The sequence below is a fragment of the Gallaecimonas kandeliae genome (genome assembly GCF_030450055.1).
Classification (GTDB): domain Bacteria; phylum Pseudomonadota; class Gammaproteobacteria; order Enterobacterales; family Gallaecimonadaceae; genus Gallaecimonas; species Gallaecimonas kandeliae.
The window spans coordinates 2,907,839-2,920,273 of sequence record NZ_CP118480.1; the positions used below are offsets into that span (position 1 = coordinate 2,907,839).

Sequence of the window (12,435 nt, forward strand, 5' to 3'; positions counted from 1 at the left end):
GCTGGAGGCTGATGAGGGAAACGCCTTATGCACCAAGCCATAGACGACGCCATAGCGGCGCATGGGTTGCCCAGGCAGTATCAGGCCACCGTCACAGACCATTTCCTGCCCCTGGCTTCGCTGCTGGCCGCCCGCAGCCAGTGGTGCCCGGCGCCCTTGCTGGTGGGCATCACCGGCGCCCAGGGCACCGGCAAGTCCACCCTGGCCGACTTCCTGGCGCTGCTGCTCAAGGAAAAAGGCCTCAAGGTGGCCGTCCTGTCCCTGGACGACCTCTACCTCACCCGGGCCGAACGGCTGAAGCTGGCCGAGACGGTACACCCCCTGCTGGCCACCCGCGGCGTTCCCGGCACCCACGACCTCAGGCTCGGCCAGCAGGTGCTTACCGCCCTGGCCGCCCCCGGCGAAATCGCCCTGCCCCGCTTCGACAAGGCCCAGGACGACCGCGCCCCCAAGACAAGCTGGCCCAGGGTCCAGGGCCCCGTTGACATCATCTTGCTGGAAGGTTGGTGCCTGGGCGCAGGCCCCCAGGAGGAGGCCGAACTGGCCGCCCCCATCAACGCCCTCGAGGCGGAAGAAGACGGCGACGGCCGCTGGCGCCGCCACGTCAACGACCAGCTCAAGGGCCCCTACGGCGACTTCTTCGCCCAGATCCAGTACCAGATCTTCCTCCAGGCCCCCTCCCTGGACGCCGTGCTGCGCTGGCGCCAGCAGCAGGAGCATAGGCTCAGGGCCAGCAAAGGGGATGGCCCTGGGGTGATGAGCGACGCCCAGGTGGCCCGCTTCATCCAGTACTACGAACGCATCACCCGCCAGTTGCTGGCCCAGCATCCCCGGAACACTCAGGCCCGGCTGGAGCTGGACGAGGACCACCGCATAGTGGCGGTGCACCATGACTGACGGGGTTTTGATGGTCGCGGCGCTGGGCAAGAGACGCCAAGCATGACGGACTGGCTGGTGGTAACGGATCTGGACGGCACCCTGCTGGACCACGACAGCTACGACTGGGCCCCCGCCCAACCGGCCCTGGACCGCCTCAAGCGCCTCGCCATCCCCCTGGTGCTCAATTCCTCCAAGACCCGCGCCGAGCTGCGGCGCCTGCGCCAGGCCCTGGCCCTCGATACCCCCTTCATCGCCGAGAATGGCGCCGTCATCGACTGGGGCGACGGCAGCGGACTCGGCTTCGCAGAGCCCCGCCAGCACCTCCTCGACGTGCTGGGCAGGCTGCGGGAGCAGGGCTTCGCCTTCGAAGGCTTCGCCGACTGGAGCCAGGCCGAGATAGCGGCGCGCACCGGCTTGCCCCTCCAAGAGGCCGCCCTGGCCGCCGAGCGCGAATATACGGAGCCGCTCTTGTGGCAGGGCGGCCCCGAGTCCCTTGCCGCCTTCACCCAGGCCCTGGCCCACCAGGGGCTCCAGGCCCAGCAGGGCGGGCGCTTTTTGACGGTGATGGGCCAATACTCCAAGGGGACCGCCGTCCAGGCGCTGCGTGCGCGTTACCCGGGCCGCCAGCTTATCGCCCTCGGCGACAGCCCCAACGATCTCAGCCTGCTGGAGGCCGCCGATCTGGCCGTGGTGGTTAAGTCCCCACGCAGCGAGGCGCTGCGGCCCAAGGTACCGACCCTGCGTACCCGGCTGCCGGGACCAAAAGGCTGGAACCAGGCCATAGAGGACATTCTCGACAACAGGAGCTAGCCATGGCGGATTTCCACCAGAACGGCACCATCGCCACCCTGCACAACCTCAGCCGCCGCCCGGTAGAGGAACTGGAAAAGGAGCTGATGCGCTTTCGCCGCCATAGGCCCATGAGCCTGGTGCTGCCCTCCCTCTACTCGGAGCTGGAAGCCCCGGCCCTGGCCGGCATCCTCGACGAGCTGGAAAAGGTGCCCTACCTGGCGGAGATCATCATAGGCCTGGACAGGGCCGACGAAGGCCAGTACCGCCACGCCCTCCAGTACTTCAGTCGGCTGCCCCAGCAGCACCGGGTGCTCTGGAACGACGGCCCCCGCCTCAAGGCCATCGACGCCAAGCTCGCCAAACACAACCTGGCCCCCACCGAGCTGGGAAAGGGCCGCAACGTCTGGTATTGCCTGGGCTACATGCTGGCCTCAAACAAGGGCCAGGCCGTGGCCCTGCACGACTGCGACATCCTCACCTACCGGCGGGAGCTGCTGGCGCGGCTCTTCTACCCGGTGGCCAACCCTGTGTTCAACTACAGCTTCGCCAAGGGCTATTACGCCCGGGTCGCCGGCGGCAAACTGCACGGCCGGGTCAACCGGCTGCTGGTCACGCCGCTCATCCGCAGCATGCAGAAGGTCTGCGGCCACAACGATTACCTGGATTACATGGACGGCTTCCGTTATTCGTTGGCCGGGGAATTCGCCCTGCGCCGGGATCTGGTGGGCCACCTGCACATCCCCAGCGACTGGGGTCTGGAGATAGGGATGCTGTCGGAGATGTTCCGCAGCCTGGCCACCCAGCGCATCTGCCAGGTGGACATCAGCGACAACTACGACCACAAACACCAGGAGCTGAGCCCGGAGGACGCGGGGCGGGGCCTGTCGAAGATGAGCACCGACATCGCCAAGGCCTTCTTCCGAAAGCTGGCCACCAACGGCGAGATCTTCAGCACCGAGAAGATCCGCACCATCAAGGCCACCTACTACCGCATCGCCCTGGACTTCATCGACATCTTCAACGACGACGCCATGATCAACGGCCTGGCCTACGACAGGCACAAGGAGGAGCAGGCCGTGGAGCTCTTCGCCCAGAACATCGTCGAGGCGGGCAACGCCTTCCTGGCCAACCCCATGGCCACCCCCTTCATGCCCAGCTGGAGCCGGGTGGTGAGCGCAGTGCCGGATATCCTCGACGAGCTGAAAGCGGCCGTCGAGGAGGACTGCCAGGCATTCATGGGAGACTGAGCATGGACAGCGCCCTCTTCCGCCAGCTGGTGGCCCACCTCAAATTCATCTACCCGGAACGGGATCCGGCGCCCCTGGCCCTGGAGCTGCTGGCCGCCATGGCACTGGACCCGGACGCCCAGGGCCCCTCGCCCCACCAGAACCTCTGGAGCCAGGACGATGTGCTGCTGATCAGCTACGGCAACTCCGTGGTGGACCAGGGGGAGAAACCCCTGGTGACCCTGGACAGGCTGGTGACAGGCGAGCTGGCCGACTGCCTGTCGGCGGTGCACATACTGCCCTTCTTCCCCTTTAGCTCGGACGACGGCTTCTCGGTCATCGACTATGTGTCGGTGAACGAGGCCCTGGGGGACTGGGGCCATGTCAGCCAGATAGCCAGCCACAAGACCTTGATGGCGGATCTCGTCATCAACCACATGTCGAGCCGCAGCGCCTGGTTCGAGAACTTCAAACGCCGCCGCGACCCGGGCAAGGACTATTTCAAGGAAGCGAGCCCCGAGGACGACTTGAGCCAGGTGGTGCGGCCCCGATCCAGCCCGCTGCTGACCCAGGTCGCCACGGACGACGGCGAGCGCTGGGTCTGGTGCACCTTCAGCAGCGACCAGGTGGATCTCGATTTCGGCAACCCGGCGGTGTTGCTGGAATTCGTGAAGATAGTGGCCTTCTACCTTGCCCAGGGGGTGCGCTGGTTCCGCCTGGACGCCGTGGCCTACCTCTGGAAGGTCCCGGGCACCCCCAGCATCCACCTCCAGCAGACCCACGAGGTGGTGAAGCTGCTGCGCACCCTGGTCAGCCACAAGGTGCCAGAGGCTCTGCTCATCACCGAGACCAATGTCCCCAACCGCGAGAACCTCACCTACTTCGGCAACGCCAACGAGGCCCACCTCATCTACAACTTCTCGCTGCCGCCGCTGCTGATCCACAGCCTGCTGTCCGGCAGCTGCCGGCACCTCAAGACCTGGGCCATGAGCATGCCGCCGGCCCAGAACGGCACCGCCTACCTCAACTTCATCGCCAGCCACGACGGCATCGGCCTGAGGCCGGCCGAAGATCTGTTGGACGAACAGGAGCTGGGGGCCTTCATCGGCGCCATAGAGCGGGCCGGCGGCCTGGTCAGCTACCGCCGCACAGGCGGCGAGGACAAGCCCTACGAACTCAACATCAGCCTCTGGGACGCCCTCAGGGACAGCATCGAAGGCGGCGAGCAGCAGTGGCAGCTGGCCCGCTTCCTCTGCGCCCACTGCATCATGCTGGGGCTAGAAGGTATCCCCGCCTTCTACATCCACAGCCTCTTCGCCACCGAGAACGACACCCAGAAGGTGGCGCTGACGTCGAGAAACCGCTCCATCAACCGCCACAGCTGGACCCTGGAGGCCTTGCGCGCGGCGCTCAGCAACGGCAGCTACCACCAGCAGGCCTTCGAGGCGCTGCGCCACCTGATCCGGGTGCGCCGCAAGCAGCCCGCCTTCCACCCCAACGCCACCCAGTTCACCCTGCACCTGGGGCTGCAGCTGTTCGGCTTCTGGCGCCAGAGCCTGGACCGCAGCCAGAGCATCTTCGCCATCCACAACGTCAGCGGCCAACCCCAGGCCCTGGCCCTGTCGAGCATCAACCTGGTCAGCACCGACCTCTGGTTCGATCTGATCTCCGGCCGGCACTACCCGGACGCCCAGGCCGAGCTGGTGCTGGCGCCTTATCAGTGCCTCTGGCTAAGCAACCGCGACTACGGCGGCGGTGAATAAGGTACTGGGCGCCAGGGCTGGCGTCATCCATGTCAGCGCCTCTGGCTAAGCAACCGCGACTACGGCGGCGATGAATAAGGCACTGGGCGCCAGGGCTGGCGTCATCCCTGCCAGCGCCTCTGGCTAAGCAACCGCGACTACGGCGGCGGTGAATAAGGCACTGTCGCCAGGGCTGGCGTCATCCATGTCAGTGCCTCTGGCTAAGCAACCGAGACTACGGAGAAGAAGATTAGGATTCTTGTGTCAGGCACAAAAAAGCCCGCCAACCGGCGGGCTTTTTATCAGCCGGCTTCGGCCCGCACCTTGGCGGCGCTCATGGCCAAAAAGCGCTGGTAAAGCTCGGGGGTGGACAGCAGCCAGGCCTGCTCCTTGGGGTTCATGTAGGACAGGGCCAGGCAGGGATCGCTGGTGTCCCCCAGCTTGGTGATGACGGTGGCGTCCTGTCCGCGGATCTCCCCTGGCCTGCGCTCGGCGACGTTGTCGATAAGAGGCAGGCGGCGGCGGCCCAGCACAGGGTCCCGGGCCAGCAGAGCCAGGTCCGGAGCCGCGGCCACCCGCTCTTCGTAGAAAGGCAGCACGGCGTCCAGGGCCCGCTCTATGGCCGGCTTTTTCGTCTCCTCCGGGATCTGCAGCCAGCCCTTGTCTCTGAACCTGGCGCCCAGCTCGCCGGCGGCCGTGTAATAGGACAAAGGCACCGCCAGCAGCATGCCGAGGATGGCCGGCGACAGCCAGGCCAGCAGCTGCCAGGAGTTGAACCAGGCCGCCACCGCCAGCACCAGGCCTGTGGCCACATGGCTGCGATGGCGGCGCCAGACGTCCTTCCAGGGCAGGCTGCCGTCGTCCCGGCGCTGGGGGTTCCAACCCGAATCGGCGCCCAGCAGTACCGAGGCCACGGCCCCTGAGTGGATCAGCATCATCACCGGCGCCATCAGCGCCGACAGCACCACCTCGAAGAAGAAGCTCTTCAGCAGGCGGGCCGTGCCGCCGGCGCCGCGGCGCAGCTCGCTGTCCTTGAGGGCCAGGGTCAGGCCCAGCAGTTTGGGGGCAAACAGCACGGCCATGGTGACCCCGAACAGCATCAGGGCCCGCTTGGCGTCCAACACAGGCCAGGCCGGGAACAAGGAGAAGCTGTCGGGGAAGTATTCGGGGCGGATGAACTGGGCCTGCAGGGCCAGGGCGAAACCCGCCAGCACCAGCATCAGCCAGAGCGGCGAACTCAGGTAGGACATGATGCCGGTGACCATGTGCAGCCGGCTCACCCAGGACAGCCCCTTGGCCCCCAGCACCTTGCTGTGCTGCAGGTTGCCCTGGCACCAGCGGCGGTCGCGGATGGCCATGTCGATGAGGGACGGCGGGCTTTCCTCATAGGAGCCGGTGAGATCCCAGGCGATGTCCACCACCCAGCCGGTACGGCGCAGCAAGGCCGCTTCCACGAAGTCATGGCTCATGATGTGGCCGCCGAAGGGGGCCTTGCCCGGCAGGTCCGGCAGGCCGGCGGCGCTCATGAAGGCGCTGGTGCGGATGATGGCGTTGTGGCCCCAGAAGTTGCCGTCCCTGTCCACCCACCAGGCGAGGCCTGTGCCCACTATGGGGCCGTAGATGCGGGTGGCGAACTGCTGCACCCGCGCCACCAGGGTGGTGCCGCGGATGAGCCTGGGTATGGTCTGGATCAGGCCGGCATCGGGGTTGGCCTCCATGCGCCTGGCCAGCTGGATAATGGTGCTGGGCTCCATCAGGCTGTCGGCGTCCAGCACCAGCATGTGGTCGTAGTGGCGGCCCCAGCGGCGGCAGAAGTCGGCGACGTTGCCGGCTTTGCGGGCCAGGTTCTCACGGCGGCGGCGGTAGTAGATGCGGGCATCCGGCAGCCGTTCGCGGATGGCCATCAGCGCTTCTTCTTCCTGGAGCATCACCGCCGGGTTGGTGGTGTCGGCGATGATGAACCAGTCGAAGGCGGCGCCTTCACCCGCTTCCATGACGCCCCTGGCCATGGCCTCCAGGGCAGCGAAGATCCGGGCCGGATCCTCGTTGTAGCTCGGCATCAGCACGACGGTGCGGCCCCTCAGGGGAGCCTGGACCCACTCGGGGCGCTTGCGGCGCAGCAGCACCAGGAAGCCGGCGATGCCGGTGGTGCAGGCCAGGGCTATCCAGCAGAAGGTCAGGGAGAAGAGCACCAGCACCACGTATTCGGGCCAGGTGACGCCACCGGCGGCGAACACCATCCACATCTCGACGATGGCGTAGACCGAGAGCAGCAGGGCGCTGCCCACCACCGCCAGCTGCCGCGGCCAGCGCGAAGGCACGGCCGCCGCATCGACGGGGGTGCGGCGCTGGCAGGCTTTAAGGGATTGCTGGGGCATCAGCCCCGGCAGTTCCTGGGGTGTTCCGGGGTTCATCGGGCCGTCCAGCGGTAGAGCCAGGTCTCGGCCTGGCGGCCGTCTTCAAACTTTAGCTCCAGGCGCAGCTCGGCCAGCTTCTGGTCGCCGGGTTTGAGCCTGAAGCTGACCCTGTAGCCCTGGCAGTTGGGGTTGGGCTGCACCACCACATTGCTGATGGTGCCGCTGGAGCTGGTGACCATGGCCTGGGGCAGCTTGTCGGACGGCGGCTGCACTTCCTGGTAGTCCACCACGAAGAGGCGGTCCGGGGTCGGGCCCTTGATGTCGGCCCGGCCGGAACGGGTGGCCACCACCCGCACGGCGCGGGACAAAGGCTCGGTACCCCAACTCAGGCGGTAGGAGAAGCTGTACTCGGAGCCGGCCTTGAGCACCTCGGCCGGATCCCAGTAGGCGACGATGTTGTCGTGGATCTCCGACTGGCTGGGGATCTCCACCAGGGTCACGGCCCCCTTGCCCCAGTTGCCCACAGGTTCCACCCAGAGGCTGGGGCGTTTTTCGTAATGGGCTTCCAGGTCCTGGTAGCGCTCGAAGCGGCGCTCCCGCTGCATCAGGCCGAAGCCCATGGGCGCCGTGTCCTCGAAGGCGCTGATCTGCAGCTCCCTGGGGTTGGCCAGGGGCCGCCAGAGCCGCTCACCCTTGCCGTTCTGGATCAGCAGGCCGTCCGAGTCATGGACCTGGGGCCTGTAGTCGTCCGCGTTCTGGCGGCCGTTCATGGAGAACATGTACATGCTGGTGGCCGGGGCCAGGCCCACCTTGTCCAGGTCCACCCGCGGGAACAGGGTCGCCTCCACGTCCATGACGGTGTTGTCGCCAGGCCTGATGGTGAAGCGGTAGGCGCCCGTGGTGCTGGGGCTGTCCAGCAGGGCGTAGACCAGTATGGAGTTGCTCTCATGGGAGGGCTTTTCCACCCAGAAGGCGCGGAAGGCGGGGAATTCCTCGCCACCCGGATCGGCGGTCTTGATGGCCAGCCCCCTGGCCGAGAGGCCGTAATTCTGGTGGCGGCCGAGGGAGCGGAAGTAGCTGGCGCCTTGGAAGACCGCCACTTCGTCATAGTAATCGGCCCTGTTGATGGGGGCGTGGAGGCGGAAACCCGAGAAGCCGACATCGTCGCTGGGCAGGGGCTTGGTGATCATGGGGCCGGCGTTGAACATGGCCGGATCATAGGCCACATGCTTGGCCTGGCCGTCTTCCACCACCGCCACTTCCACCGGATCCTTGTAGTAGAGGCCGCGCAGGAAGAACTGCATCTGATAGGGCAGGTCGTCATGAGCCCAGACCGCCGACTCCGGAGAGAAGCGGATGTCGCGGTACTGGTCGTAGCTCAGGTCGTCCAGGGCCTCGGGCAGCGGCTTGTCAGGTGCCTTGTAGGGCTTCTGGGACAGCTTGCGGGCGATTTCCACCACAGTGTCACGGCTGAAGGGGCCATCCTGGGTATAGGCGGGGCCACTGACGACGGCAGCAGCCTGCGCCTGGCCCAACAGGCACCAGGACAAAGCAAATAAACCCATGTATTTAAAGCCCTTGGCTATCACCCTTACTCCCTCCTCGGACCACAGCGATCTGCAGCTGATTCTATATGCTGCCGCCCCGTGCATTAACTTTTGCTGATGAGGAAAGATGAAATTTTCTAGAGGTGGATCACAAGGGCTTGTTGTAGAAACGTTTTCGCAAAGATGACGGCTTCTGTTCCCAGCCTCCAAATGTTAGAAAGCCGTAAAAAATATAATCCCCTCCCCTTTTTCTTTTTCCCGTTCCCCGGGCCGGCCCCCTTGCGCCTGGCCCCAGGGCATAGGCAAATCTCCTTTTATTACAAGTGCCTGCGATGCGACCATCGGTAAACAAAAAGGCGATCTTGATCACTACATTTCTGTGACAAATGTGACATCTTGGCGGCGCCCTGGCACCGGATAAGGCTATCGGTGGCGGTCCTGGGCAACAAAACGAAAACAATATCTGAGGACAAACCACAATGACCAAATCCCATCTGGCCCTGCGCCTAGCGCCTGTGGCCCTGGCACTCTGCGCTTCCTTGAATTCAGCACCGGCCCTGGCCGAACACGGCATGCAGGCCCCCTTCGTGGCCCAAAAAGCCGACCAGGGCGAGCGCTACATAGTCCGCTTCAAAGAGCGTGGCAACATGAGCATCCAGGCCATGAACCACAGCCAACGCCTGGCCCGCGCCAGCGAGAACGCCAACCTGGTGCTCAAGCACGGCGGTAAAGTGAAGAACAGGATGGCCCGCTTCAACGCCATCGGCGCCAAGCTCACCAAGGCTCAGCTCAAAGCCATGAAGGCCGACCCCAGCGTCGCCTACATCGAGCCCGACCCGATCCGTAAGCCCCTGGCGTCCAGCCTGGGCGAGATCATGCCCTGGGGCGTACAGAAGGTGCAGGCCGCCGGTACCCTCGGCAACAACGCCGCTACCGGCCGCAAGGTTTGTATCATCGACACCGGCTTCTACCTGGGCCACCCCGACCTGACCACCACCAACGTCAGCGGTGAAGGCAACAGCGCCACCGGCGACTGGAGCAAACCTGGCGCCAGCCACGGCACCCACGTTGCCGGCACCATCGCCGGTATCGCCAACAACGGCGAAGGCGTTGTCGGCATCTTCCCGGCCGACCAGGTCGCAATCTATTCCGTCAAGGTCTTCGACAACGACGGCAACTGGCCTACCGCTTCCGACCTGGTGACCGCCGCTGAAGACTGTGCCAGCCACGGCGCCAACGTCATCAACATGAGCCTGGGTGGCGGTGCTTCCTCCACCACCGAGAGCAACGCTTTCGCCCAGCTGCTGAGCGACGGCGTACTGTCCATCGCCGCTTCCGGTAACGGTGGCGACAGCACCCTGTCCTACCCCGCTTCCTACGATTCCGTCGTTTCCGTCGGCGCCGTGGACAACAACGAGCAGTGGGCCTACTTCTCCCAGTACAACAACCAGGTAGAACTGTCCGCCCCTGGCGTGGCCATCCGCTCCACCGTCATCCCCGGTGACGGCCGCGAAGCCGACCTGGTCGTAGGTGGTGCTTCTTACGCCGCCAAAGGCGTAGTACCCCAGACCCGCTACACCAAGAGCGGCACCAGCTATGTCGTCAACGACTTCAACGGCACAGTGACGGCCCCCCTGGCCAGCTGTACCACCAGCGGCACCAGCGCCAGCTGCAGCGGCGCCAGCGGCAAGATCTGCGTGGTTGAGCGTACCGCCAACGAAGACACCAGCGGCTATCCGGAAGTCAACGCTGTCGCGGCCTGTGCCAGCGCCGGCGGCGTCGGCGCCGTGGTCTACTCCAAGTCCAGCCTGCCTGGCCTGCAGAACAACTTCCTGGTGGATGCCAACGGCGTAGCCACCTTCCCTGTTGTTTCCGTAGACCGCGCCACCGGCCTGGAGCTCGCCGGCAAGGCCGGCCAGAGCGCCACCCTGACCGTGACCGGCAACGCCGACTACGAGTACTACAACGGTACTTCCATGGCGACCCCGCATGTCGCCGGTGTAGCGGCCCTGGTATGGAGCTACTTCCCCAGCTGCAGCGCGACCCAGATCCGCAGCGCCCTGGACGCTACCGCCAAGGACCTCGGCACCGCCGGTCGTGACAACTACTACGGTTACGGCCTGGTCCAAGCCCAGGATGCCGTGGACTACCTGAATGCCAACGGCTGTGACGGCGGTGGCAGCACCGGCGGCGGCTCTGACAACAGCGTCAACGAGTCCAACCTGTCCGCCAGCTACCACAACTGGGTCTACTTCCCGATCCAGGTACCGGCCGGCGCCACCAGCCTGAACGTCGCCATCAGCGGCGGCACCGGTGATGCCGACCTCTACGTGCGTAAAGGCTCCCAGCCCACCACCAGCAGCTACAACTGCCGCCCCTACCTGACCGGTAACAATGAGAGCTGTGCCATCAGCTCCCCTGCCGCCGACACCTGGTACATCGGCATCCGTGCCTACGCGGCCTTCTCCGGCGTCAACCTGACTGCCACCGCCCAGTAACAAGGGCAATAAAAAGCCCCCTCCTTGGAGGGGGCCCATGAAAAAGGGCGCCTCAGGGCGCCCTTTTCTTATCGAGCCTGACTCAGGCCAGGGTGACGCGGGCGAACTTGCGCTTGCCCACCTGGAACACGGCCACTGTGCCCTGGGCGACTACCTGCTTGGCGTCATCGATGCGTTCGCCGTCCATCTTCACTGCCCCCTGCTTGATCATGCGCATGCCGTCGGAGGTGGAAGCCACCAGGCCGGCGTCTTTGAGCAGGTTGGCGATAGCCAGGCCTTCGCTGCCGGCTTCCAGGGTCAGCTCGTCCATCTCGTCGGGGATGGCGTTCTTCTGGAAGCGCTGGATGAAGTCCTGGTGGGCCGCTTCGGCGTCCGCTTCGCTGTGGAAGCGGGCGATCAGTTCCTTGGCCAGCAGGATCTTGGTGTCACGGGGGTTGGCGCCATCAACGATGGCCTGGCGGAAACCACGGATCTCTTCCAGGGGGCGGAAGGACAGCAGCTCGAAGTAGCTCCACATCAGCTCGTCACTGATGGACATCACCTTGCCGAACATCTCGGTGGGGGCGTCGCTGACGCCGATGTAGTTGCCGGCGGACTTGGACATCTTCTTGACGCCGTCCAGGCCCACCAGCAGCGGCATCATCATCACCACCTGGGCGGACTGGCCTTCGGATTTTTGCAGCTCGCGGCCCATCAGCAGGTTGAACTTCTGGTCGGTACCGCCCAGCTCGATGTCGGCCTGGAGGGCCACGGAGTCGTAGCCCTGCAGCAGCGGGTACATGAACTCGTGGATGGCGATGGGCTGGTTGCCGGCAAAGCGCTTCTTGAAGTCGTCCCGCTCCAGCATCCGGGCCACCGTCAGGTTGGAGGCCAGCTTGAGCATGCCGGCGGCGCCGAGACCCTCGAGCCACTCGGAGTTGAAGACGATGCGGGTCTTGGCCGGATCCAGGATCTTGAACACCTGCTCCTTGTAGGTCTCGGCGTTGCGGGCCACGTCCTCGCGGGTCAGGGGCGGACGAGTGCTGTTCTTGCCGGTGGGGTCGCCGATCATGCCGGTGAAGTCCCCGATCAGGAAGATGACCTCATGGCCCAGATCCTGGAACTGGCGCAGCTTGTTGAGCACCACAGTGTGGCCCAGATGGATGTCCGGCGCCGTCGGATCGGCGCCCAGCTTGACGCGCAGGGGGCGACCTTCCTTGAGCTTGGCGACCAGCTCGTCAACAACCAGGATCTCTTCCACACCCCGCTTCAATACTTCCAGGGCGTCCTGGACCACTGTCATCTTCGTATCCTTATTTCGCTGCCAAAAGACATAAGGACCTAGTGTATCCGATTGGCTTGGGCCAATAAAAGCCGATAGACTTGAGCGTTGAACAAGGCAGCAGAGCTGCGCG

Annotated in this window: 9 protein-coding genes; 5 read left to right on the plus strand and 4 right to left on the minus strand. The window is 65.1% G+C overall.

All coding sequences use genetic code 11. The features are described 5' to 3' along the window. The first annotated feature begins 27 nt into the window (after nucleotides 1–27). From PVT67_RS14350 to PVT67_RS14365, 4 genes are read left to right on the plus strand one after another with little or no spacing between them, the layout of a single operon-like run. Entirely contained in the window at nucleotides 28–897 is an 870-nt protein-coding gene (locus PVT67_RS14350) for a kinase (protein WP_301494680.1), read from the plus strand. Nucleotides 898–939: 42 nt separating this feature from the next. After that, entirely contained in the window at nucleotides 940–1,689 is a 750-nt protein-coding gene (locus PVT67_RS14355; protein ID WP_301494682.1) for an HAD-IIB family hydrolase, read from the plus strand. Nucleotides 1,690–1,691: 2 nt separating this feature from the next. After that, on the plus strand, nucleotides 1,692–2,918 hold the full coding sequence (locus tag PVT67_RS14360) for a glycosyltransferase family protein (RefSeq protein ID WP_301494684.1): 1,227 nt from the start codon (nucleotides 1,692–1,694) through the stop codon (nucleotides 2,916–2,918). Nucleotides 2,919–2,920: 2 nt separating this feature from the next. Then, the gene (locus PVT67_RS14365; protein ID WP_301494686.1) at nucleotides 2,921–4,660 is read left to right on the plus strand and encodes a sugar phosphorylase; all 1,740 of its coding nucleotides are present in this window, start codon (nucleotides 2,921–2,923) and stop codon (nucleotides 4,658–4,660) included. 281 nt (nucleotides 4,661–4,941) lie between these two features. Here PVT67_RS14365 and mdoH read toward each other — a convergent pair whose 3' ends face one another. From mdoH to PVT67_RS14380, 3 genes are all read right to left on the minus strand, one after another. After that, a complete protein-coding gene (gene mdoH, locus PVT67_RS14370) occupies nucleotides 4,942–7,053 on the minus strand; it encodes a glucans biosynthesis glucosyltransferase MdoH (RefSeq protein ID WP_301494688.1) in 2,112 nt (703 codons plus the stop codon). Next, on the minus strand, nucleotides 7,050–8,561 hold the full coding sequence (locus PVT67_RS14375) for a glucan biosynthesis protein G (RefSeq protein ID WP_336407758.1): 1,512 nt from the start codon (nucleotides 8,559–8,561) through the stop codon (nucleotides 7,050–7,052). The genes mdoH and PVT67_RS14375 overlap by 4 nt, the downstream gene beginning before the upstream one ends. Before the next feature lie 130 nt (nucleotides 8,562–8,691). Then, complete coding sequence (locus PVT67_RS14380; RefSeq protein WP_301494690.1) at nucleotides 8,692–8,913, minus strand: hypothetical protein; 222 nt, start codon at nucleotides 8,911–8,913, stop codon at nucleotides 8,692–8,694. 109 nt (nucleotides 8,914–9,022) lie between these two features. Here PVT67_RS14380 and PVT67_RS14385 point away from each other — a divergent pair, with 109 nt between their 5' ends. After that, on the plus strand, nucleotides 9,023–11,041 hold the full coding sequence (locus PVT67_RS14385) for a S8 family serine peptidase (protein WP_301494692.1): 2,019 nt from the start codon (nucleotides 9,023–9,025) through the stop codon (nucleotides 11,039–11,041). An 82-nt stretch (nucleotides 11,042–11,123) separates the two neighbouring features. On the opposite strand, the gene tyrS is transcribed toward PVT67_RS14385, so the two are convergent. After that, nucleotides 11,124–12,323 (minus strand): tyrosine--tRNA ligase, encoded by a 1,200-nt coding sequence (gene tyrS, locus PVT67_RS14390; RefSeq protein ID WP_301494694.1) that lies wholly within the window; start codon nucleotides 12,321–12,323, stop codon nucleotides 11,124–11,126. Between the last annotated feature and the right edge of the window lie 112 nt (nucleotides 12,324–12,435).